The organism is Lysinibacillus sp. FSL M8-0134 (assembly GCF_038069745.1).
Taxonomy (GTDB): domain Bacteria; phylum Bacillota; class Bacilli; order Bacillales_A; family Planococcaceae; genus Lysinibacillus; species Lysinibacillus irui.
In genome coordinates, this window is sequence record NZ_JBBPAJ010000001.1 from 862856 (window position 1) to 885150 (window position 22295).

Sequence of the window (22295 nt, forward strand, 5' to 3'; positions counted from 1 at the left end):
TGTTGCAATGACAACATTGTGTCAACCCAATTACAATTGATATAATAACTTACAATAATGGTGATGAAAAGGAGTCCTGTATGAAAGCTTTATTACGCATTTTAATGCTTTGTGGTGCAATTGCAATAATCGGCTTTATGTTCTTTAATACCCCCAAGGAAAATGAGCCACTAGAAGGGCCAAATACCAATTCAAATATCATACCCCAAACAAAGCTAAAGCAGGAGGCCGCTGTAGGTGCAATGACACGTCCACAAACGGGCATATCAACATTGATAGGAAAAGACACACAAACTGTGTTGGAGCAGTACGGGGAACCAGCAAGAAAAGAACCATCCTCTTTTGGCTATCAATGGTGGGTCTACAATGATGATGTCTCTACGTTTTTTATGGTTGGTGTTGAAAAAAATGTGGTGAAGCAAGTTTACATAGCAGGACAAAATATCGATGCATTTCCTTTTAAAGTTGGTCAGAAACGCGATGAAATATACCGCATGACAATTATCGACTATGAGGTAGCGGCTACTGTTGGTGACAATATTTTCATCTTCTCCATGAGTGAAGAGGATATGCAAACTAGGCTACTTGTTAAATTTGATGGTCTTTATGCACAGCTTTATATAGATCGGGAGACAAGTGAATTGCAGGGAATACGTTATACAGACAGTGAAACACTTGTCCTTCATCAGCCCTATGAAATGAGCTATCAAGGGGAACTAGTTAGACGGACACCGCCTTCCTCTTTTTTGCAACAAGAAATCGATGTGGCTAGTGCCAAACAGCTTGATGATTTATTAAATGTGACGAGAGTCCATCATGATTTACCACCTTTAGAAATGGATAACTCGTTAGAAGAAGTGGCAAGAAAGCATAGTGAAGATATGAAGGTACAAAACTTCTTAGCACATGAGTCCCCAACATATGGTGACTTAAAAAAGAGATTACAAGCTAATAATATCGAGTATAGTGATGCCAATGAAAATCTTGCCACCGCTTATTTTGATGCAATAGAAGCGATGCACGGTTGGACAAACTCTCCTGAGCATAGGAAGGTACTTTTAAATGATAGATTCACACGCGTTGGTTCAGGCGCTTTTGTGGATTATTATACACAAATTTATCTAGAGCCGGCTTCTTCGCAAAAGATGGATAGTAAAGAAAAAGATAGTGAAGGGCAAACAAATGAAGAGCCTGTTAGTGAAGATTCTATAGAAAAAACTGATCAATTATCACCATAATAGAAGAAACCCCCTTATGAAGACAAGCTTTGATTAACCGAGTTTGTCTTCATTTTTTATTCCCTCTTTAGGCTTCTGCATTTTTCGTCACACCGTTACAAAAGCCGTCATATGATAGAGAACCGAAGGGGGGAATGAGGTTTGCAATTAGCTGAGTTATTAAAAGACTGGCCATGTAGTGTGACAGGAGGATCTATTCGAACAGAAATAACAGGTGTAGAGGATTACGCTCAGGCAGTACAACCTGGTGACATTTTTATTGTACGAAAGGGTAAAAAAACGTCGGGTAGTCGTTTTGTTAAAGAAGCATTGGCACGAGGTGCTGCTGCCATTGTGTCTGAAGAAAGTATTTCTTTACCCATTATAGATAAAGAAATTCCTTTTGTATGGGTTCCTAATACCGCATTATTTTTATCGTATGCAAGTGCCAAACTTGCTGCTTTTCCAGCAGAGGCTTTAACAGTTATTGCGATAACAGGAACAAACGGAAAAACAACAGTGAGTCATTTTGTAAGTCAGCTTTTAAACGCTCTACATAAAAAAACAGCAGTTATTGGTACAGTTGGTTTTTTCATCAATGGTGAGAAGCAACAAACAGCTTACGAACAATTAACAACATTGCAAGCAAAAGAGTTACATCCGATTCTAAAGCAATGTGTACGAAAAGGTGTGACACATGTTGTACTAGAAGCCTCTTCAATGGGTTTACAACAACATCGACTTGATCATTGTGATATTGATTGTGGTGTATTTTTAAATTTATCAGATGATCATTTAGAAGATCATGGAGGGTTAGAAGCCTATAAACGTGCGAAAAAGAGATTAGCGGATTTATCCAAAAAGCTAGTGTTAAATGGAGATGATAATTTTTGCCGTTCCGTTGGTATCTATGATAAGAAAAAATCTTGCTCATTTGGCTTTGATAATCACAATGATTTACATATACAAATTGTCAGTGAATCAGCTGGAAAAACTGTACTTTGTCTACAAACTACCGCGAGTGAGCATATTGTTGAAATCCCTTTTGTCGGAAAATATCATGTACAAAATACGATAGCAGCCTTAATGGCAGTATGGCGTATAGGGGGCCCTATGGAAGATATTGTAGAGCATATGTGGTCTTTAAAGCTACCAGAAGGAAGGCTTGAGAAAATTGATAATCCGTTAGGTATTGAGGTATATGTAGATTATGCCCATACTGCTGAAGCCTTACAAGCTGTATTACAAACCTTTGATCGTTCCAAAACCATTTACCTAGTCTTTAGTTGTGGAGGAAATCGCGATAAGGCGAAACGATTTGCTATGGGTGCAGTGGCGAGTAAATATGCTGATGTAATCTATTTAACAACAGATAACCCACGTGATGAAGATCCAATTGTTATTAATGAAAGTATAATTGCTGGTTTTACAGAGCAACAATACTACGAAATTTATCTAGATCGAAAACTTGCTATTCATCAAGCTTTAGCAAAGGCGAAAAAGGGCGATATTGTCCTTGTTGCCGGAAAAGGGCATGAACAAACACAGCAAATTAAAAATCAAAAATTCCCTTTTTCCGACCAACAATGTATCAAAGACTATTTTTCAAATCTAATTACAGACGACGCTGAATAACAAAGAAAGAGCCCGTAGCTATGGCAAGCTTGCGCCCCGTCTCATCCTCTATATCACATTCCATGACAAGCGTTTGACGTCCTTTATGGACAAAACGACCACGTGCAATCAATTCTTTGTTCTTCGTTGTGGCGATATAGGAGACATTCATATTTGTAGTGACTACATTATATCCCTCTGGTACAGAGCGTGAAGCAAGTCCACCCATAGCTGCATCTGCAATCGTTGCAATAATGCCGCCGTGTGGTACCTTAATCGTATTATGGATGACAGGAGTAATAGGGATACGGACCTCGCTCACTTCAGGCTCAAATTTTCCTACCATATGTAGAGCAGCATTAATATAACGACGATGAATGCCTTGTTGTTTATCACGTAATCCATTTAAAAGATGAAATAAAACTTCCTCATCTTCCTCAGTACTTTCTTGTAAAATTGCGCCAAGTAATTGTTCAATTTGTCCTTTAGCTGTTGACATCAATTGGAAAACCTCTTTCATTAAAAATATCATTAATGTAAAATTACCATAAAATCTGTTATGATGGGAAAGAGATTGGGGGAATTAAAAATGATGATGACCTCTGACTGGGTAATCATTTTAGATGAGGCCGAAGAGCTTTGTAAGATGATTCTTTCCTCAGAACCAGCGATCGCGCTACAACAAGCGTATGATGCAGTATATAGTGATACGCAAATTGTAGAGGCTATTTATGCATTTAATCGCATGAAAGAGCAGTACGAAGATGTACAACGTTTCGGAAAATATCATCCGGACTACCATACAATCATGAAGTCAATTCGCCAACAAAAGAGGGCACTTGACTTAAATGAGAAAGTTTCAGCCTTAAAAATTGCTGAAAACGATTTTCAGGATTTACTGGATGAGATTAGCCTTTTAATAGGAAAAACAGTCTCTGAAGCGGTAAAAGTTCCTGTAAGTAATCCATTCTTTGCCTCTGGTTCATCTTGCGGAGGAGGATGTGGCTCGGGTGGTTCTTGCTCTTGCTCAGCGTAATGTAAGATGTGTATAAAACACATCTCTTCTAGACTGTAAACAACTCGAAGGTACTTGCAGAGTTGTTTACAGTTTTTTTTCATTATGTAGTGAAAGTAATTTCGGGAGCTTTCAAAAATAAAGGGAAGGACTTGCTAATGTCCTTCCCTTTCTATTGTTTATATCAAGCTTGCTTTTGTAATAACTCTACAGCAATATCAGGGCGATCAGTAATAATGCCTTGTGCTCCATTATTGATCAATTTGTTCATTGTGTCTATGTCATTGATCGTCCAATAGTGAACAGGTATATTCAGGTTATTTAAAAACTGAATAAATTTAGGCGAATCTAAGGCAATAACCCCTGATTTAGGTGGGATTTGAAATACATCTACTTTTGGATGATATAAATGTCCAAATTGACTTGAGAAGGAAGCGAATGCTTTTCTTACATCCGATTCACCTGCACCAAGTGCTACCTGATTTTGAGCATATAAATTGAAGCGATCTATTTGTTCACCGTAAAAACTTGTTACCACGACACGATGTTCAGCGCCAAGTTCTTCAATTAAACGCCAAAGTTTTGAAGGCATTAGACTTCCTTCATACGTATCAGGAGCATCTTTTATATCGATATTGATTAGCATGTTTGGATAACTTTCTAATAGCTCTCGTAACGTTACTACATTTAATTTATCCTCTCTATATGGAAAAGCTCCATCTAGATCTTCAAACTGGTAGCCATGGTTTAAGGCGTTAAGTTCTGCCAATGTCATATCAGCAACGAGACCATAACCATCTGTAGTACGTTCAACTGTTTCATCGTGGAAAACAATAATTTCCTCATCTTTCGTTAGGCGGATATCGATTTCAAAGCCATCAACACCTAGCTGCGCAGCTTTTTCAAAAGCCATCATTGTATGTTCGGGTGCTAAATGAGCTCCGCCACGATGTGCAAGTATTACAGGGCGATCAAATTGTAATGCTTGTTTGCTTTCTCGTTGCTGCGGTTTAGAAATCGCTTTACTACCTGCCCACGCCGCTGCACTTGCTGCTGCAATGGCAAGCGCAATTTTTGTTTTCTTACCCATATTCGTCCTCCTTAACAATTATCGTCATATAAAAAGTATAGTGATTTCATTTTTCATTGATTGTAAGTGCTCAACGTTGGAGAGCTACCAAAACTAGAAACTAGTATAAGTGAATAAGGTGATTTTTTCATGCTGATTTTTGCCGTCATCATATAAAATAATTGTTATGGAGATTAAATGTTAAAACGTTCCATTATCGAGGCGTTAGCAGCATTTATTATTCCTTTTAATGTAGCAACCATTGATTCATCAAAAACACCTGATTCATAATTCTGCCAAGTTCAATGTTTATGCTTTTCCATTATAACGGAAAATTGAGCGTTCTGTCAGCTAAACTCTGTTGCTATCATTTTCTGGTCTATGGTATTCTTTTAGGTAAGAAATGAGGGAATCCAATATGAACGAACGACAAGGGCTAATCGTTTACGTCCATCAATTAAAACATGCGAAGTCTCTTCGGAAATATGGTCATGTTCTTTATATTTCTAGAAGGCAAAAGTACGTAGTGCTTTACTGTGATCGTGAGGATATTGACATGATGACAACAAAACTACAACGCCTCCCATTTGTGAAAGACGTTGTAGAGTCTTATCGTCCATTTGTGAAAACTGAATATGAAAATGCAAAACCAGATAAAGCAAAGGAATACGACTATAAAGTAGGCCTATAATATTAAGTTAATGCAGGTATATAGTTATTTAGTCTTAATATGCCAATTAAGTATTGATAAAATAGTTTTGATTCCGAAAATATAGATGAGTGCTTTATTTCTACAACAACTGCTTTTCGATCGAGTTGTTCTATTTGTGCTTCAAACATTTTTTGTCGCTTTGTTGGTTGTTCCTCATTATATGGGATGCCTTCTCGACAAATATATATAGGCATGAATTTACTTTCACCGACTGGTTTGAGGGCGACAGCTAAAGAAATTACCTTCTTATCTTCTTTTGTAGAAGTTAGTATAAAGGCTTGATGAAAACGTTCCTGATTGGTTTTAATAATTTCGAGTAGCTCGTAAACATCACCATAGCCTTCACCTAATTCTATAAATTGTTGTGGCATAATAATTGCACATCCTTTCCATTATCATAGTATCATGCTGCGGGAGGTCAAGCACATGAAATTTGCATTAAGCTTTTTTTCTATTTTAGCACTAATTATTACAGGAACGTTATTTTTCCAATATCATGCTTATTCTTCTGATCTAGAAACTGGCATAGGTGATTTTCATTACTCACAGGAAATAGAAATTGTTTATCGTGAAAATAGCTTGGATATTCGTCACCATTTTAAAAATCTGCCGAATCAAAAGGTGAAGATTAAATGGCCAGAAAAAGCAACGAATGCTAGTTGCTTTATCGAAAATGAAAAAAGCTGTGAACGTTTATCAGATGAAGTTTCTTATTTTGCAAAAGGAGAAACAAAATCACAATCTGTGTCATACATAATTCCCATTGAGGGTGGCTTAAAAAATAAGATGCTCCTTCAAAATGTTTTTGCTACACTAATGAATGGTGAAGCATCTTATTCAATTGTATCTATTTCGACGGACAGTAAAGTGAATGGACAATGGATTACAGGTCTACCATTAGTTGGTCAACAACAATTAGTTCATGTCAATTATACAATGTTTAGAGGAGATGGAACGGTTCAAGATCTTTATTGGCAAGCAGGTAAGCTTAAAGTACAAGAGCAATCCCCTGTATTATCGATCTATGCCCAGCAGGCCATTCCGAATGATTTCCTAAAATCATTCGAAAATTTACAGTTTTTAAATGATGAACATATTGCCATTATTCAAGAAAAAAGTCCAGTAGTAGCTCATGATGAGAGATTGTTATTTTTACCAACGCTTACTGCACAAGCTGTTGAACAGGAAGTGATTTTGTCACAAATTAAATCTCAATTTAAATTTGTGGATTCTCCAGAATGGTTACCTGAAGTTGTGGCATCCTACTTATTAAACGACCAAATTGGCGGAGAAAGAACGAAGAAAATTATCACGAACTTAAATGAATATATGACGGATAATCAACAACAAGCTTGGCAGGAAACGCTGAAAAAACTAGGGGATGAATCGATTTCACCGGATACATTGGACAAGTATTTATCGCAAGTATTAGATGCTAAGACATCCTATTTTACATTAAACGCGCAGCAAAAAAATGGAATATATCCACTTTTATTTGAGGATGCACGAGATGTGTATGTCAATGATGTGTTGAAGGAAGACGTACGTGTTATTCGCTATGAAGGGCAAACGTTGTATACTGCAGATACATTATTACCTGAGCTTGGTTACTCAGCTGAGGAAGGGCAGAATGGTTATTATGTAAATAGTGAGCATCGTACATTCCGCTTCCCTAAAGAGCCAGGATTCTATGTCTTCAATCAACGAAGATATTCGACTATTTCTGAACCAATTATTAAGATTGCTGATCATTATTATGTAGAAGAGGCTTGGTTACAACGTTTATTCTTGGTAGAATTACAAAAGAAAGATGAGCGAATTCAAGTATTAGCACAAGAACAATAATAACTTTTGCAGCGGAGGGCCACTCTTTCGCTGCAAAAATACTTTATATGGATGAAAGTACGGTGATATGCTGTTATGAGAGTTGTAGCAGGAGAACGCAAAGGAATGCCGTTAAAAGCAATAGCTGGAAATACGACAAGACCTACAACAGACAAAGTAAAGGAATCGATTTTTAATATTATCGGTCCGTTTTTTGACGGAGGGATTGCACTTGATTTGTTTGCCGGAAGTGGAGGCTTGGGTATTGAATCATTAAGCCGAGGGGCGGAGCGTGCTATTTTTATTGAAAAAGACGCCAAAGCATTCCAGGTGCTACAAGAAAATATAAAAAAATGTCGCTATGAAGAGGATACAGAGCTCTTTCGAATTGATGCAAAGCGTGCTGTGAAAGCGCTATTAAAACGTGATATTACCTTTAAATTAGTCTTTTTAGATCCTCCTTATCATCAACAGGAATATTATGATTTAGTACAGGTTCTTGTTGACAACGATAAAGTTCAACGAAATGGTATTATTTTATGTGAACATGCAAAAGAGGTACCATTACCTCAGCATTTTGGGGAGTTTGTTTTAACAAGACAAGAAACATATGGCGGAACTATCATTTCGGTTTATCGCTGTAAAGAGGAAGAGGGAGAATAAGTTGTCTGAGAAAATTGCTGTAGTTCCTGGGAGTTTTGACCCTGTCACATTCGGCCATCTAGATATTATCAAGCGTGCGGCAGATGTGTTTGACATTGTATATGTAGCAGTATTAAACAATTCAGCGAAGAATCCGTTGTTTTCCGTAGAGGAACGTATGGCTTTAATGGCTGAAGTTACAAAAACATTACCAAATGTTCGTATAGAAAGTTCTTCGGGCCTTCTTATTGACTATGCCAAGGAAAAAAAGGCGAAAGCAATTGTTCGTGGTTTACGAGCAGTTTCAGATTTTGAATATGAAATGCAAATTACTTCTATGAACCGTTTCCTAGATGAAACCATTGAAACATTTTTTATTATGACGAAGAATCAATATTCCTTCCTAAGTTCTAGTATAGTAAAAGAAGTTGCGAAATACGGTAGTGATGTTAGTGAACTAGTTCCAACATGTGTCGTACAAGCTTTAAAAGAAAAGTATAATTTTGATAAGTAATATTGAGAGGATGTCAAAAAAATGACATCCTCTTTTTTCTTTAGTGAAAGCTATCGTTATTTCAGAAAAAATAGAGCATAAATAGTTGGCACAATGATTATGCTAAGGAGGCGGAATTTTATATAAGGTCTTACAGATAGTTTTGCTGATTTTGCGATAACAAAGATTTGTAAGTGAATACTGATACTTTGCATGGTTAATAAAATCACCACTAATAAAGTGATATACGGAAAGTCTGGAAAGGCAGTAACCGTCATTTTAAGGCCATTTGTCACCTCGAGGATAGCTGCAATAGAAAGTTCGACCGTATAAGGTAGTTTTGGTATTAGCTGATCTAAGCCCTCCTGTACGATGGTCTGAATCGTTGTAAAAAAGATGATGGTTGTACCAACTAACAGTATTGTTGGAGCGGTTTCTTTAATACTTTCTGAAAAAGGAGCACTATAGAGTGGTGTGTTGTGTACGGATATACTAGGTGGATCCGTTTTGCGAAATAAGTAATAGCCTGTTACTAAGCAACAAATATTAAAAGTATGTAGTAAACATAAAAACAACCATCCAAACGTATTACTGTTTAGTAAATCAAGGCTTACAAAACCTAGAACGAACAATGGACTTGGTGCATGACAAACAGCAAGTAAAAAATTTGCTTCTTTTGTGTGTAATTGACCACTATTTTTTAAATATACAATGGTTGTCGCGCCTGTTGGATAGCCACCAAGTGCACTAATAATGTAGGCTTGTACGTATAAAGAGGCTCTTTTTGTTTTTGTTCGCATAGGAGCCGTTAAACGCAGAAGCCATTGTGTTAACACGAGATATGGCAGTAAATATGGAAAAAGTGCTTCCATGAAAAGATTTAAGCCTAAATCAGTACCACTATGAGCGGTTTGTGGGAATAACAAGAGTAAGAGAATGAGAATTACGCAGAGCGCTATTTGAATTGTAGCAAACATGTTATCAACTCGTTTCAACTTTTTGTCATTCACATAGGCAAATGCTAAAATCAATATATGTGAGAATGGCAAAAACATGAACGTATGGTTTTGCAAGCGTCCTAGGAGGTGTTTAGTAGTGAAGAAAAAAATTGGAATTTATGCAGTGTTGTTAGTCGTGATTTGTTTTTTGATGTTATACCGACTAGACGCGTATATTATGAAACCCGGAAGTGCCTATGATGTCAGTAAATTTGTAACTGTCGATAGCAAAGAGGCAGATAGTTTGGGATCATTAAGTTTAATGACTGTCGCGATGCAGCAAGCCACACCGTTTTCGTATTTATGGGCAAAAGTTCAAAAATATCAAAAACTAATGGATATGGAGCAAGTACGAAACCCTTTAGAAGATGATGAGGAATATAATATTCGACAGTTAAAATTAATGTCTGATTCTCAGTTTAATGCGAAATATGTAGCTTTCCAAAGGGCTGGGTTAGAGACAAAGGTGCATTTTAATGGCGTATTTATATTAAATGTGTTAGATGGCGGAGCATCGGACGGTATTTTAAAAGCTGGGGATGAAATTATCGAGGTTGACGGTCAAAAAATAACGAGCCAGCAAATGCTTGTTGACCTTTTAAAGCCTAAGCAGCTTGGAGATAAGGTAACAATTCAATTTAAACGTAATGAAGAACGCAAACAGGAGACCATTACGTTGCAGGAAATCCCTAATACGCAAGAACATAGAGCAGGTTTAGGGATATCTTATACAGAAAGCAAATCTATCGAAACAATTCCGAAAGTAACGATGAAAACGGAGGATATCGGAGGGCCTTCAGCTGGTTTGATGTTTACGCTTGAAATATTGGATCAGCTTCTTGATGAAGATTTAACGAAAGGCTACGCAATTGCTGGTACTGGTGAAATGCTAATAGACGGTTCTGTAGGTAGAATTGGCGGAATTGATTATAAGGTTATTGCAGCTGATCGAGATGGCATGGAAATCTTCTTTGCGCCAGATGATGAAATTTCTAAAGAAATGAAGGCGAAATATCCAGAGCTAGAATCTAATTATGCAACTGCTGTAAAAACGGCAAAAGAAATCAAAACCAAAATGAAAATCGTTCCTGTGAAAACGGTAGATGATGCCATCGACTATTTAAAGCAGCTACAGCCAAAATAAAATCTAAACCCGAACTATTTCGAAACGAAAGCTTCACAGAATAGTTCGGGTGTTTTTTTGATGTAAAAATCTTTTGGAATAGTTAACAACGGATAGGCGGGGTTTGATAGTCCTTAGGTAGGGGGCGATCCTTTGTTCCTTGTTCGATACTTAAATTGTATAGCTCTGCAGCATGAATATCGATAGCTAACATCGCATCATTGGTAGCTGCTACTCGGCTAATTAAAGGTAACTCAATATCCTTTTTGTGCTTACCTATATAAGCTTGTCCTTTAGAACTCATGCCTAGTAATCGAATAAAGGTTGGCTGTTCAAAACTTTGAAGCTGTTCTTTTGTAAAGCCAGTATAAATATGTGTGATCATACGTTGAAGACGAGTCCATGTATAACGTTTGGATTTTACTTTTTCCATAAAGCTATTGAAAGAATTGCTGGTCTTGGCTGCCTTCACTATGGCATTTTCAATACCTTCTGTTACTTCTGCATAACGAGTGAGTTCTGAAGGTGTATGTCTTATTATAGTGAACTGCAATAATGGCCAAAATCTTTCCCAGCTTGCAAAATGGTTATATTTATTATACCAATCAGCTAAAAAGTCAAAAGTGGACTCTGGGACAACATTTTGTACACTCTGTAAAGAACTTGTGGACGCAAGAGCTTTACGTATACCCGTTGCACTGGCGATCGATGAATCTTCCTTTAAAACATCATGATAGCCTGCTGCGATGCGAGGAATTGTTAGTGGTTTAATATGGCTCCCAAGTGACTTGGCTGCTTCAAGATAATGAAAGCCCAGAATATTATTTGGTTGAGCAAGATCGATGTATGGAGCAGGGAACTTCTGAGAAAGCTGTTCATAGGCATAATGTAGACTTTTAGGATAGCTTGCACCTGTTTTAAGGCTTTCTTTAATAAGTATGTCATATTCTGAACGGTTGTGGTCAATCAGCTCAAAAGTGTTCAAAAACGGTTGAATAGAACCATTCTCACTACCAAAGGCAAACGACTCACAGCCAACAGCGCTTAATAAAGAAATAGCGCCTTTTGCAAAATCGGAGGCAGGTGCTGTACTATAGACATAAGGAAGCTCGATCACTATATCCACACCGCCAGCAAGGGCCATTTTAGTACGTGTCCATTTATCAACCATGGCAGGTTCTCCACGTTGTAAAAATGTTCCGCTCATCACTGCAATGACGATATCCGCCTGTGCTACTTTTTTAGCCTGTTTTAAATGATAAGCATGTCCATTGTGAAAAGGATTATATTCAACAACAATTCCAACCGCTTGCATGCTTTTCCCCCTTATAATTTGTGTCTTTATTTAAAACTGTAGGAGCAAATACACTTCTCATAGTATATAATTATAGGTGGGTTTTAAAGTGGTGACAAGAAATTATCTTGACATCTATTTTTACACATTATATAATCAACAGTGTTGTCTCGAGGTGATTAAACGAATGAAATGGTCAATTCATCAATTATCTAAATACCGCCAAAACGGGATGCCAATCGATGCCTTTGTCCAGCTGGATGAAGTGATGGAGCGAAACCAGGATATTCGAGCAATTTCGCCCGTTCATGTAAAAGGGCTATGTACTTTTGGTGCATCGCAAATGACATGTCAGTTAACAGTGACAGCGACGTTAACACTTCCATGTGCTCGCACGTGGGAGGATGTTGAGTTTCCTATCGAAGTTGAGACAGTTGAAATTTTTAGCTGGATTGACGAAGATAAGCGAGGAGACGATGACGGAGACATTCACTATATTGACGGTGAAGTCATCGACATGAAACCAGTTCTTGAGGAATTAATTTTACTTGAGGTACCAATGCAAGTGTTCAAAGAAAATTCTGAAGGACAAATGCATGGTGGTAAAAATTGGTCTTATGCAACAGATGAAGACGTAGAGCTACACAAAAAAGCTGATGAACAAAAAGTGGATCCAAGACTAGCTGCTTTAGCTAAGTATTTTGATCAAACAGACGAATAGACGATCTGTAAGGAGGTGCCATCAATGGCTGTACCATTTAGAAGAACTTCTAAAACTGCAAAAAGAAAGCGTCGTACGCATTTCAAATTATCTGTACCTGGTATGGTAACTTGCCCTAACTGTGGTGAGGCTAAATTATCACACCGTGTTTGCAAAGCTTGCGGACAATACAAAGGTAAAGAAGTAGTTAGCAAATAATACAGTGTTTGCTCACTTAAAAGGCTAGTAGAGAGACCATGGCTCTTTACTAGCCTTTTTGTTGGCTTAAAAAGACGGAATATTTTGTTGATTATGAAGTTCTTTACAATAGTAAAATAATTGTATGATACAATTTATTCATTGAAACAGAGGGGGTAACAATATGTCTTATAAAATTGATAATGCTGAGGGCATTATGACGTTTACAATTAATCGTGAAGAGAAGCGGAATGCGGTTAATGATGAGGTTATGGATGGTCTTCAAGAAGTCATTACATATATTCGTCAGCATGAAGATGTCCGATTTTTAGTAGTGACAGGTGCTGGTGATAAATCATTTTGTTCTGGTGGGGATTTATCAGAGTTTCATTCGTTAGAAACAGAAGATGAGGCATTTGGTATGTTAAGTAAGATGGGGAAAATATTATATGAACTTGCAACACTGCCGGTGCCGACTATTGCTCTTATAAATGGTACTGCTGTTGGAGGTGGTTGTGAGATTGCTACAGCCTGTGATTTTCGTCTAGTGGCAAGTCATGCGAAGTGTGGCTTTATTCAAGGGACCTTAGCGATTACAAGTGGTTGGGGTGGTGGTACATACTTATTTGAGCGGGGATTACGCCATGATCGTGCGATGAAGATGCTTGTAGATGCAAAGCCATATCCCGCACAGCTATTATATGAGATAGGGTGGGCTATGCGTGTTTTTGAAGGCTCGAAAGAAGAAGCGTTGGATGATTTTATTGAACATATGCGTAAAATCCATCCTTCTGTTCATAAGGCGTATAAAGAAATTGAACTTCGGAAGTGGCGTGAACGCAATATGTATGAGCGTGTAATGGAGGAAGTTCGGACATGTGCAAAGTTGTGGGAAAGTGACGCGCACCACCAAGCAGTTAATAATTTCTTGACAAAGAATAATAATAAGTAATGTATAGAGGCAGTGATAAGAGGAAATCAAGATCACTGTCTTTTTTCATGCAATGATTCTATTTTGCTCGTTACTGCATATAGTAGTAAAAAATGCGAGGGTGATAGATTATGGAATTGAAAAAAAGAAAAGATCAATGGACAAAGGAAGACGATGAAAGACTAGCAGAGATTGTCTTGCATAATGTGCAAAATGGTAAAACGCAGCTAGAAGCCTTTGAAATGGCGGCTGCAGAACTAGGTCGTACAAAACAAGCATGTGGTTTCCGCTGGAATAAAACATTACGTGGTCAATATAGTCAGTCGCTATTAGCTGTGCGAAATCAGCCGCAACAATCTATGCGAAGTCACTTGAAATTGGCATTGACAAGTTTTGACGAATTAACTGAGGCTTATCAAACGCTTGAAATGAAGCATCGTGAATTGCAAAATGAGCATGAGAAATTGGTGAAATGGCTACAGCAAGGCTATTCATTGATGAAAGATTAAAGTGACAGGTGTGAGGCATTTTTAAACAATGAAATTCATTGCTTTTCTGGAGGTAAAACCCTTTCTGTATATCGTCAACAATCAAACAATCCTGTATAATAAAAGAACCAATGTTTAAGGTGCCTTAGATCTAATCTAGGGCACCTTATTCTTATCGTTTTATTTTGGCTTTGGAAATTTCTTTTGTCCGAAAGAGGAGCACTTGTAGCGTTCAATCACCATGTCCTGAGTGGATGACGATGCCTGATTTAATGGTTCTGAAATCTCAGGGTAGTGAAAGACATAGTTTAGTTAACCGTTATCATAAGAAGTGACTCAGAGGACAGTACACATTGAGATAGAAAGGGTGAAAAAAATGAAAGTGGCCATAATAGGTGCCGGAGCAGTTGGTCAATTAACAGCAAGTTTTTTAGCTGAGTCGGGTACATCGGTATCATTGGTTGTGAGAAGACAGGAGCAGGTTAATGAGCTAAATACTAAAAAGTTGACACGTATCAACGTGGACGGAACTAAAACTGTGCAAAATATTGTTTCTACAACAAATTTGACTTCTCTTCCAATGCAAGATTTACTAGTGATTGCTGTTAAATATAGTCATTTGCAACAGCTCTATAAACAATTAGCTTTATTACCAAGTGATATACCGTTATTATTTATGCAAAATGGATTAGCGCATTTTGAGGAAGTGTTAAACTTACCACAAAAAAACATTGCCTTTTGCTCTGTGTCCTTTGGTGCTCAAAGGGTAGATCAAACCACGGTTCGTCATAGAGGAGTAGGACTGTGTAAAATTGCTGTAGAACGAGGGAAACAACACACCTTTGAGAAGTTACTTCAATTACATTGTTCTTTGTTTCCTGTTGAAATGGTTAGTAATGCGGAGCAAATGCTTTTTGACAAAGCCATACTTAATAGTTTGATTAATCCTTTAACTGCTGTACTACAATTAAACAACGGGGAGTTAGTAACAAATAAACAAGCGTTTTTACTGATGGAAAATATTTATCAAGAGCTTACTGAAGCGTTTGAAAACATGGAACACTCCATATCTTTTGGTGATGTGGTAGACTTATGTAGGAAAACAGCCGAAAATACATCATCTATGCTGGCGGATCGCCTGCAGGGTAGAAAAAGTGAAATTGAAACAATAGTTGGCGTCATTTTAAACAAAGCATTGGCAAAGGGTCATCATTTGCCAACTTTGCGTACTTTATATCACCAAGTACTTGCACTAGAGGAGAGCGGTGAAAGAAGTTGAAAGACCTTTTACATATCGTGATTAGTATCATTATTTTTTGTCCAATAGTTCTTTTTGTTATTGTTTATCTCGTAGGTAGAAAAATTAAAATTCGTGGCACACATGCTTTTGGAGCAGCCTCTGATGTTACGACATTGTGTTTGTTTTTTTCGGTCCCCTTAGCTATTGGGGTGTTGTGGCGTGTGAATGTAGGAGCACTTTTAGTGATTCTTGCACTAATGATGGCTATGATTTTTACATATATTGATTGGCGAACGAAAAAGGAACTAGAAGTGAGGCCGTTATTAAAGAAGATTTGGCGTTTTTTGTTTTTAATACTTAGTACAGCATACGTAGTCATTTGTATCGTAGGCGTTATTCAATCCATTATAGAATATTTACATGTAGTCTAAGCATTTTCTTTTCATGTTGAAGCTATAAGCGTTAAAATAGTAGCATTGAAAATAGTTATTAAAAAATCATTTTGTATGAATGGGAATATTCATTGCATTTATACACCTTAGTGCTAGAAGCATAGTATTGGGTGAAAACATTAAATTTAATTTTTTTGTATGTTTTTGTACCGAATGAACAGGAATGGGTACCCTTCTTAGAGGGAGCTTTTAAGATACTCGTTCTCTGGCATAAGGTGTATCCACATTATGTTGCCTAAAGTATTTTTCGAGCAAGTTCGGAAAAACCGAATTGGGATTATGTGCATAGTATGAATGGAATAATTTCTCGTTCCAAGTAAGAATGATTTAGTGAGTAGAGGAGTTTATGATAAATGAAACTGGAGTCTATCCAAGTACCTATAAAAAATCATGTGCTAGCAGATTACTGGTCGCCAAATACTGCTATTCATCAGTTTTTTGAATATGATTATAATGATCAAGCTTTTGAGGATCGAGCGAAGCATTTAGCCCAACATGCCCGTGATCAAAAAGAATTAACAGCTATCATCCGACAATTTATGGAGCCGTTTGGGCTATCCCAAAAAGCGAACGAACACTTAGAACAACTAGAGCAAGGAGCTATGGTAGTAGTTGGTGGACAACAAGCAGGTATCTTAACTGGCCCTCTTTACTCCGTTCATAAAGCTATTTCAGTGATAGCATTAGCCAAAGAGCAAAGTGTAAAGCTGCAACAGCCTGTTATCCCTGTTTTTTGGATAGCCGGAGAAGATCATGATTTAGAAGAAATTAATCACACGTATACAGTTCATGGAGAACTTCTGAAAAAGCGTGCATACAGTGAGCGATCTAGACGTAAGACGATGGCGTCTGCAACAACGTTAAACAAAGAAGCGATGACACAATTGATTAACACAATTGTTCGAGATATTGGTGAAACGGAGTTTACGGAAGCGCTAATTAAACAATTGGTGGACGCATTAAATGATAGTGAAACATTTACGGATTTCTTTGTTTGTTTAATGAATCAACTGTTCAAAGAAGAAGGCTTGTTGTTAATTGATGCTGCTGACTTCCATTTCCGCCAATTTGAAAGTAAATATTTTGCACAAATTATTCAAAACAATGAAGAAATTGCTAGAGTAGTAACCGAAAAGGAAGAAGAGCTTGAGCAAGCAGGTTACGGGAAGCCTATTTTGGCAACAGTTGAAGCAGCCAATTTATTCTATGTGGAAGATGGAGAACGTCATCTTTTAGAACGGAAAAATGAGCTGTTTGTTAATTTAGCAGCGAACATCAAGTTTTCACAAAAAGAGCTACTAGATATTGCAGAAAAGCACCCTGAACGTTTAAGTAATAACGTAGTGACTCGTCCTTTGATGCAGGAGATGGCACTGCCTGTCCTAGCGTTTGTTGGAGGACCTGGTGAATTGGCCTATTGGGCTACACTGAAAAATGCATTCAAGGTATTAGATCTACAAATGCCAATTTTTGCACCACGTCTTCATATCACAATTGTTACAAGACATGTAGAACAGTTGTTACGTGAGCATCAACTAACGGTTTCAGACGTTTGGGAAGGAAAGGCATTGCAATTGAAAGAACGCTTTATTGCAGATGTTCAGGATAGTGAAGCGAAGCGTCAAATTCATGACATGCAGCAATTATTAACTGAAAAGTATGAGGAGTTAGCATCCTACTTAGAGAAACAACAATTGCATTTAGATAAAATCCTTGAGAAAAATCAAGAAAATCATGCGAAGCAATTTGATTACCTACAGCAAAAAATTGAACAAACTGTACTAAGTAAGCATGAAACGACTATTCGTAAATTCACGACATTGCAAAATGAGTTGTACCCAAATGATGGTTTCCAAGAGAGAACCTATAATCCATACCAATATTTCAATGAGTTTGGACCTATGTTAATAACTGAAATGCTAAAGCAAAATTATAGCATCGGTAAACACCACTATTTACTTTATTTATAAACGTAATATCAGGTGCTTTTTACCTAAGTGATTATTTGATATCATGTGGATATGATGAATGATGTCTGAAAAAGTAGTATTTAAAGAGCTATCCTACTATGGGTAGCTCTTTTTTTATGTCCTTTAGCATATGTCGTATATTTCCCTAAAGGTCTAATTGCATATTAAGCGATAAAATGTCAAGTTTTTTTTAAAAAAAGTGGAGGAAAGTGGGGGGATGTGGTACATTATTTAATAAAGTGGGGTGAGTAGTATGTTCATGGGAGAATATCAACACTCCGTTGATGCGAAAGGGCGATTAATCGTACCGGCAAAATTTCGTGACGCTTTAGGCGAAACGTTTGTTGTTACAAGAGGTCTCGATAACTGTCTATTTGGCTATCCTATGAATGAATGGCGAAAACTCGAAGAAAAATTAAAAGGTTTACCAATGACCAAAAAAGATACACGTGCATTTGCAAGGTTTTTCTTTTCTGGAGCAACAGAGGTAGAAATAGACAAGCAGGGGCGCATCAATATCCCAACAACACTTATGCAACATGCACATCTTGTCAAGGAGTGTGTGGTGTTAGGCGTTTCAAATCGAATTGAGATTTGGGCTAAAGATGCTTGGGAAGTTTACTTTAGTGAGTCTGAACAATCTTTTAATGAAATTGCAGAAAATATGATTGGCTTTGATTTTTAACTTTGATAGGTATTACAACGCAAATGTTGTATGAGGTTAAGGCCTGAAAGGAGCGTGTGGTATGTTCGATCATACAACCGTGTTATTAAAAGAAACTGTTGATGGGTTGAACATCGATCCTGATGGTGTATATGTGGACTGTACGCTAGGCGGTGCAGGACACAGTGAATATTTAGTACAACAATTATCAGATAATGGCCGTTTAATTTGCTTTGACCAGGATATGACGGCTATTGAAAATGCGAAGGTTCGATTAGCGCCCTATATTGAGCGTGTGACATTTATTCATTCGAATTTCCGTTATTTAAAAGAGGAGCTATTGGCTCATGGTATCGATCAAGTTGACGGTATTTTATATGACTTAGGCGTATCTTCTCCACAATTAGATACACCTGAGCGAGGCTTTAGCTATCACCATGATGCACCACTCGATATGCGTATGGACCAAACGGCAACACTTACAGCATTTGATGTTGTCAATCAATGGGCATACGAAGATCTCGTACGGATATTTTTCCGATATGGGGAAGAAAAATTTTCGAAGCAAGTGGCTCGTAAAATTGAGGAGGCCCGTAAACTAGCACCGATTGAAACTACTGGTCAACTAGTCGAGCTGATTAAAGAGGGTATTCCAGCAGCGGCACGCCGAAAAGGTGGACATCCAGCAAAGCGCATTTTCCAAGCAATACGAATTGCTGTAAATGATGAGCTAGGCGCAGCAGAGGATTCATTAGTCGATGCGATTGATATGATTAACGTAGGGGGGCGCATTAGTGTCATTACGTTCCATTCATTGGAGGACCGCCTATGTAAGACAATCTTTAAGGAAGCGTCATCATTACCGGAATTACCACCAAATTTACCTGTAATTCCTGATGACATGAAACCTACTTTAAAGCTTATTACACGAAAGCCAATCATTCCTTCAGAAGAGGAATTGGCAGTAAATAATCGTGCGCGTTCAGCGAAGCTTAGAGTGGTGGAAAAAATTAACGACAAAGGGCGTGAGTAAATGGCAGCAGTTCGTGTAAGGCAACAGCACCAACATCAACAAGTGCAACAACCGATAACACCACCTAGTCCACAACCCACTATCATACGTCGTAAAAAAACGAACCAGAAGTTTGAAAAAACAATGCTACTAGTTTTAGTTGGCATTATCGCTGTATTAGGAGTGCTAGTATTAAATAACCAAGCAGCTATTCAAACAACAAGTATGGACATTCAAAAGATCGAATCAGAAGCAGAAGAGATTGCGAAACAGAATGTTGACTTAACGGTTCGTGTAAGTGAACTTTCTACATACGAAAATATCTGGAAAAAAGCAAAAGAACTCGGTTTAACTCAAAATGAGAAAAATGTAAAGGTAGTGCCGGGAGAATGAAAAAAAAGAGATTTCGATTCCAATGGGGAGCCTTTCTATTATTAATTTTTTATGGAGGGCTCTTTTTTGTATTATTCACAAGAATGGTAACAATTCAAGCGACAGGAGAAGTAGAAGGACAAGAGCTTGCAGCGAGAGCGGCAGCAAAGTATGGTAAGGAAAGTGTTATTACAGCAAATCGTGGGAAGATTTATGATCAAAGTGGTCAAGTAATTGCGGAAGATACGTTAAGCTATCGCTTGGTTGCTATCGTAAATGAAGCGGCAACCACAGACCCAAAGAAACCAAGACATGTTGTTGATGCTGAAAAAACAGCAAAGGTTTTAGCTAAATATATTCCAGCAATGAAAGAGGAAGAGGTTGTTAAGAAACTAAACAATCGCTATCGAAGTGATGGAAAACCTTTATATCAAGTGGAGTTTGGAAGCGCAGGCCGCGGCATTAGTCACGAGGTTATGAGTAAAATAAAGAAAGAAAAACTACCGGGAATTCTATTTGTTAGTGACCTAAAACGTTATTATCCAAATGGAGTGTTTGCCTCACATTTAATAGGCTATGCACTGAAAAAGGATAATAAAGATGGCACGGTGACAACAAAGGGAGAAATGGGACTAGAATATACGTACGATAAAGAACTAACTGGCGTTAATGGCAAGGTTGAATATGAGACGGATGCTTTCCGTTACTTACTACCAAATAGCGAGAAAATGATTACGCCAGCTAAAAATGGGGACGACATCTATTTAACACTCGATAAAACGATCCAAAGCTTTTTAGAGGAGGCGATGACGAAGGTTGAACAGGAGTATAATCCTGAGTCCATGACCGCGGTAGTAGCAGATCCTAAAACTGGGAAAATTTTAGCGATGTCACAGCGTCCCACATTTAACCCAGAAACACGTGAAAGTCAAAATATGAAGTGGCTAAATGAGGTAATTGAAGAAACGATTGAGCCAGGTTCCACGATGAAAACATTCACGCTCGCCTCAGCTATTGATACAAATACATGGGCACCGAATGCTCCCTACCAATCAGGTTCATATACTATACTCGACCGTACTATTCGTGACCATAATCAAGTTGGGTGGGGGACAATTTCTTATTTAGAGGGATTCCAGCGTTCATCGAATACGGCCATGGCCAATTTATTAAAATTAATTGGCGATGAAGTTTTCATTGAATATTTAGATCGCTTTGGCTTCGGTCATAAAACAGGCATTGATTTGCCAAACGAAGCAACGGGGACAATTTTATCTAAATATCCAATTCAACGCGTAACAACAACGTACGGACAAGGTTCAACAGTCACGCCAATTCAGCTTATTCAAGCAATGACGGCTATTGCGAATGATGGTAAGATGATGCAGCCGTATGTTATCGACCGTATCGTAGATTCTTCAACAGGAAAGGTTATTCAAAATCATGAACCTGTTGAAAAAGGACAACCAATTAAAGCTGATACGGCAAAACAAGTACGAGAAATTCTTGCCTCCACATTAACATCAAAATATGGGACAGCAAAGGATTTTATACTAGAGGATTACGAAGTTGCTGGGAAGACAGGGACAGCGCAAATTCCTCGAGCAGATGGCTCTTATTCATGGGGTGCTAACCAATTCCTATATTCATTTTTAGGAATGGCTCCTGTTGATGATCCACAGTTAATCATGTATGTTTCAGTGAAAAAACCTAAGTTAAACAATGAGCTTGGCTCAGTACCAGTGTCTAAAGTCTTTAATCCAGTTATGTTAAATAGCTTAAAGCACCTTAACATCAATCCAGATGATATTCAGCATGTGGATAAAGTTGGTATCCAAGATTATACTGGCCAAAGTGCTGAAGCACTTGAAGTAGAGTTAGCGAATGATGGATTACAACCAATCGTTGTGGGTGATGGTGGTAAAGTTATAGATCAATATCCAAAAGATACAAAGAAACTTGTAAAAGGTAGTTTTGTATTTTTAAAGACGGATGGTGATATAACATTGCCAGACTTCACGAATTGGTCCTTACGAAATTTACTTGTTTTTAAATCCATGACAGGGCTAGAGATGGAGATTTTCGGTGAAGGTTTTGTAGCAAGTCAAAGCGTATCAGCTGGAACTGTCATCACAGATAGTTCGCCGATCGTTGTGAAGCTTAAAACACCTGCAGAAAGCTTCGTTCAAGACGTTGAAGCTGCCTCCGAGGGTGAAGTTGAAGAAGTAGATGATGAATAACATTGAATAGAAGTCCACTTTATTTCA

24 protein-coding genes are annotated in these 22295 nt (G+C 37.7%); 19 read left to right on the forward strand and 5 right to left on the reverse strand.

Translation table 11 applies throughout. From position 1 onward, the window contains the following. The first annotated feature begins 80 nt into the window (after positions 1-80). Both MKY49_RS04200 and MKY49_RS04205 read left to right on the forward strand, forming a co-directional pair. Positions 81-1238 carry a CAP domain-containing protein gene (locus tag MKY49_RS04200; protein WP_274795836.1) on the forward strand — a complete coding sequence of 386 codons (1158 nt, stop codon included), beginning with the start codon at positions 81-83 and terminating at the stop codon, positions 1236-1238. Between the two features lie 141 nt (positions 1239-1379). Further along, complete coding sequence (locus tag MKY49_RS04205) at positions 1380-2852, forward strand: UDP-N-acetylmuramoyl-L-alanyl-D-glutamate--2,6-diaminopimelate ligase (RefSeq protein WP_341385672.1); 1473 nt, start codon at positions 1380-1382, stop codon at positions 2850-2852. Here the strand turns inward: MKY49_RS04205 and MKY49_RS04210 are convergent. Next, on the reverse strand, positions 2833-3330 hold the full coding sequence (locus tag MKY49_RS04210; RefSeq protein WP_274795838.1) for a PaaI family thioesterase: 498 nt from the start codon (positions 3328-3330) through the stop codon (positions 2833-2835). The genes MKY49_RS04205 and MKY49_RS04210 overlap by 20 nt on opposite strands. A 90-nt stretch (positions 3331-3420) precedes the next feature. Between MKY49_RS04210 and MKY49_RS04215 the strand changes: the two genes are divergently transcribed. After that, entirely contained in the window at positions 3421-3867 is a 447-nt protein-coding gene (locus MKY49_RS04215; RefSeq protein WP_274795840.1) for a YlbF family regulator, read from the forward strand. A 163-nt stretch (positions 3868-4030) separates the two neighbouring features. On the opposite strand, the gene MKY49_RS04220 is transcribed toward MKY49_RS04215, so the two are convergent. Then, positions 4031-4936 (reverse strand): glycerophosphodiester phosphodiesterase, encoded by a 906-nt coding sequence (locus MKY49_RS04220; RefSeq protein ID WP_274795841.1) that lies wholly within the window; start codon positions 4934-4936, stop codon positions 4031-4033. 397 nt (positions 4937-5333) lie between these two features. On the opposite strand from MKY49_RS04220, the gene MKY49_RS04225 reads away from it, so the two are divergent. Beyond that, on the forward strand, positions 5334-5606 hold the full coding sequence (locus MKY49_RS04225) for a YlbG family protein (RefSeq protein WP_054611705.1): 273 nt from the start codon (positions 5334-5336) through the stop codon (positions 5604-5606). Between the two features lie 2 nt (positions 5607-5608). Here MKY49_RS04225 and MKY49_RS04230 read toward each other — a convergent pair whose 3' ends face one another. Beyond that, positions 5609-5998 (reverse strand): DUF7147 family protein, encoded by a 390-nt coding sequence (locus MKY49_RS04230; protein WP_274795843.1) that lies wholly within the window; start codon positions 5996-5998, stop codon positions 5609-5611. 55 nt (positions 5999-6053) lie between these two features. Here MKY49_RS04230 and MKY49_RS04235 point away from each other — a divergent pair, with 55 nt between their 5' ends. From MKY49_RS04235 to coaD, 3 genes are all read left to right on the forward strand, one after another. Further along, a complete protein-coding gene (locus tag MKY49_RS04235; protein ID WP_322611382.1) occupies positions 6054-7472 on the forward strand; it encodes an RNA polymerase II in 1419 nt (472 codons plus the stop codon). A 75-nt stretch (positions 7473-7547) separates the two neighbouring features. Then, on the forward strand, positions 7548-8114 hold the full coding sequence (gene rsmD / locus MKY49_RS04240; protein ID WP_312506813.1) for a 16S rRNA (guanine(966)-N(2))-methyltransferase RsmD: 567 nt from the start codon (positions 7548-7550) through the stop codon (positions 8112-8114). A gap of 1 nt (position 8115) precedes the next feature. Then, on the forward strand, positions 8116-8607 hold the full coding sequence (coaD, locus tag MKY49_RS04245; RefSeq protein WP_274795847.1) for a pantetheine-phosphate adenylyltransferase: 492 nt from the start codon (positions 8116-8118) through the stop codon (positions 8605-8607). A 56-nt stretch (positions 8608-8663) separates the two neighbouring features. Here coaD and MKY49_RS04250 read toward each other — a convergent pair whose 3' ends face one another. Then, positions 8664-9563, reverse strand: coding sequence for a hypothetical protein (locus MKY49_RS04250; RefSeq protein ID WP_312506812.1), 900 nt, complete (start codon positions 9561-9563; stop codon positions 8664-8666). Between the two features lie 118 nt (positions 9564-9681). On the opposite strand from MKY49_RS04250, the gene MKY49_RS04255 reads away from it, so the two are divergent. Further along, positions 9682-10728, forward strand: a complete 1047-nt coding sequence (locus MKY49_RS04255; RefSeq protein WP_274795849.1) for a SepM family pheromone-processing serine protease — start codon at positions 9682-9684, stop codon at positions 10726-10728. Positions 10729-10810: 82 nt separating this feature from the next. Here the strand turns inward: MKY49_RS04255 and MKY49_RS04260 are convergent, their stop codons facing one another. After that, positions 10811-12022, reverse strand: a complete 1212-nt coding sequence (locus MKY49_RS04260) for a nucleotidyltransferase (RefSeq protein WP_274795850.1) — start codon at positions 12020-12022, stop codon at positions 10811-10813. Between the two features lie 166 nt (positions 12023-12188). Between MKY49_RS04260 and MKY49_RS04265 the strand changes: the two genes are divergently transcribed. From MKY49_RS04265 to MKY49_RS04315, 11 genes are all read left to right on the forward strand, one after another. Beyond that, positions 12189-12722 carry a YceD family protein gene (locus tag MKY49_RS04265; protein WP_274795851.1) on the forward strand — a complete coding sequence of 178 codons (534 nt, stop codon included), beginning with the start codon at positions 12189-12191 and terminating at the stop codon, positions 12720-12722. A 24-nt stretch (positions 12723-12746) separates the two neighbouring features. Beyond that, a complete protein-coding gene (rpmF, locus tag MKY49_RS04270; protein ID WP_004224819.1) occupies positions 12747-12920 on the forward strand; it encodes a 50S ribosomal protein L32 in 174 nt (57 codons plus the stop codon). Positions 12921-13083: 163 nt separating this feature from the next. Beyond that, positions 13084-13851 carry an enoyl-CoA hydratase/isomerase family protein gene (locus MKY49_RS04275; protein WP_312506810.1) on the forward strand — a complete coding sequence of 256 codons (768 nt, stop codon included), beginning with the start codon at positions 13084-13086 and terminating at the stop codon, positions 13849-13851. A 110-nt stretch (positions 13852-13961) separates the two neighbouring features. Then, positions 13962-14339: a transcriptional regulator gene (locus MKY49_RS04280; RefSeq protein ID WP_274795853.1), complete on the forward strand. Its 378-nt coding sequence runs from the start codon at positions 13962-13964 to the stop codon at positions 14337-14339. Positions 14340-14694: 355 nt separating this feature from the next. After that, positions 14695-15597 (forward strand): ketopantoate reductase family protein, encoded by a 903-nt coding sequence (locus MKY49_RS04285; protein ID WP_312506809.1) that lies wholly within the window; start codon positions 14695-14697, stop codon positions 15595-15597. Continuing rightward, on the forward strand, positions 15594-15989 hold the full coding sequence (locus tag MKY49_RS04290; protein WP_312506808.1) for a DUF3397 domain-containing protein: 396 nt from the start codon (positions 15594-15596) through the stop codon (positions 15987-15989). The genes MKY49_RS04285 and MKY49_RS04290 overlap by 4 nt, the downstream gene beginning before the upstream one ends. Positions 15990-16363: 374 nt before the next feature. Further along, positions 16364-17980: a bacillithiol biosynthesis cysteine-adding enzyme BshC gene (gene bshC, locus MKY49_RS04295; RefSeq protein ID WP_341385673.1), complete on the forward strand. Its 1617-nt coding sequence runs from the start codon at positions 16364-16366 to the stop codon at positions 17978-17980. Between the two features lie 253 nt (positions 17981-18233). After that, positions 18234-18665: a division/cell wall cluster transcriptional repressor MraZ gene (gene mraZ / locus MKY49_RS04300; protein WP_312506807.1), complete on the forward strand. Its 432-nt coding sequence runs from the start codon at positions 18234-18236 to the stop codon at positions 18663-18665. Between the two features lie 61 nt (positions 18666-18726). Next, positions 18727-19677 (forward strand): 16S rRNA (cytosine(1402)-N(4))-methyltransferase RsmH, encoded by a 951-nt coding sequence (gene rsmH / locus MKY49_RS04305; protein ID WP_341385674.1) that lies wholly within the window; start codon positions 18727-18729, stop codon positions 19675-19677. Beyond that, the gene (gene ftsL, locus MKY49_RS04310) at positions 19678-20049 is read left to right on the forward strand and encodes a cell division protein FtsL (protein WP_274795860.1); all 372 of its coding nucleotides are present in this window, start codon (positions 19678-19680) and stop codon (positions 20047-20049) included. Then, positions 20046-22268 (forward strand): penicillin-binding protein, encoded by a 2223-nt coding sequence (locus MKY49_RS04315; RefSeq protein WP_341385675.1) that lies wholly within the window; start codon positions 20046-20048, stop codon positions 22266-22268. Before ftsL ends, MKY49_RS04315 begins: the two co-directional genes overlap by 4 nt. The last annotated feature ends 27 nt before the right edge of the window (positions 22269-22295 follow it).

What these genes read in the sequence shown, in the direction of transcription:
- MKY49_RS04200 (WP_274795836.1), top strand. Translation starts at nt 81, where the DNA reads ATGAAAGCTTTATTACGCATTTTAATGCTTTGTGGTGCAATTGCAATA.
- MKY49_RS04210 (WP_274795838.1), bottom strand. Translation starts at nt 3,330, where the DNA reads ATGTCAACAGCTAAAGGACAAATTGAACAATTACTTGGCGCAATTTTA.
- MKY49_RS04215 (WP_274795840.1), top strand. Translation starts at nt 3,421, where the DNA reads ATGATGATGACCTCTGACTGGGTAATCATTTTAGATGAGGCCGAAGAG.
- MKY49_RS04220 (WP_274795841.1), bottom strand. Translation starts at nt 4,936, where the DNA reads ATGGGTAAGAAAACAAAAATTGCGCTTGCCATTGCAGCAGCAAGTGCA.
- MKY49_RS04225 (WP_054611705.1), top strand. Translation starts at nt 5,334, where the DNA reads ATGAACGAACGACAAGGGCTAATCGTTTACGTCCATCAATTAAAACAT.
- MKY49_RS04230 (WP_274795843.1), bottom strand. Translation starts at nt 5,998, where the DNA reads ATGCCACAACAATTTATAGAATTAGGTGAAGGCTATGGTGATGTTTAC.
- MKY49_RS04235 (WP_322611382.1), top strand. Translation starts at nt 6,054, where the DNA reads ATGAAATTTGCATTAAGCTTTTTTTCTATTTTAGCACTAATTATTACA.
- rsmD (WP_312506813.1), top strand. Translation starts at nt 7,548, where the DNA reads ATGAGAGTTGTAGCAGGAGAACGCAAAGGAATGCCGTTAAAAGCAATA.
- MKY49_RS04250 (WP_312506812.1), bottom strand. Translation starts at nt 9,563, where the DNA reads ATGTTTGCTACAATTCAAATAGCGCTCTGCGTAATTCTCATTCTCTTA.
- MKY49_RS04260 (WP_274795850.1), bottom strand. Translation starts at nt 12,022, where the DNA reads ATGCAAGCGGTTGGAATTGTTGTTGAATATAATCCTTTTCACAATGGA.
- MKY49_RS04265 (WP_274795851.1), top strand. Translation starts at nt 12,189, where the DNA reads ATGAAATGGTCAATTCATCAATTATCTAAATACCGCCAAAACGGGATG.
- rpmF (WP_004224819.1), top strand. Translation starts at nt 12,747, where the DNA reads ATGGCTGTACCATTTAGAAGAACTTCTAAAACTGCAAAAAGAAAGCGT.
- MKY49_RS04275 (WP_312506810.1), top strand. Translation starts at nt 13,084, where the DNA reads ATGTCTTATAAAATTGATAATGCTGAGGGCATTATGACGTTTACAATT.
- MKY49_RS04280 (WP_274795853.1), top strand. Translation starts at nt 13,962, where the DNA reads ATGGAATTGAAAAAAAGAAAAGATCAATGGACAAAGGAAGACGATGAA.
- MKY49_RS04285 (WP_312506809.1), top strand. Translation starts at nt 14,695, where the DNA reads ATGAAAGTGGCCATAATAGGTGCCGGAGCAGTTGGTCAATTAACAGCA.
- bshC (WP_341385673.1), top strand. Translation starts at nt 16,364, where the DNA reads ATGAAACTGGAGTCTATCCAAGTACCTATAAAAAATCATGTGCTAGCA.
- mraZ (WP_312506807.1), top strand. Translation starts at nt 18,234, where the DNA reads ATGTTCATGGGAGAATATCAACACTCCGTTGATGCGAAAGGGCGATTA.
- rsmH (WP_341385674.1), top strand. Translation starts at nt 18,727, where the DNA reads ATGTTCGATCATACAACCGTGTTATTAAAAGAAACTGTTGATGGGTTG.
- ftsL (WP_274795860.1), top strand. Translation starts at nt 19,678, where the DNA reads ATGGCAGCAGTTCGTGTAAGGCAACAGCACCAACATCAACAAGTGCAA.
- MKY49_RS04315 (WP_341385675.1), top strand. Translation starts at nt 20,046, where the DNA reads ATGAAAAAAAAGAGATTTCGATTCCAATGGGGAGCCTTTCTATTATTA.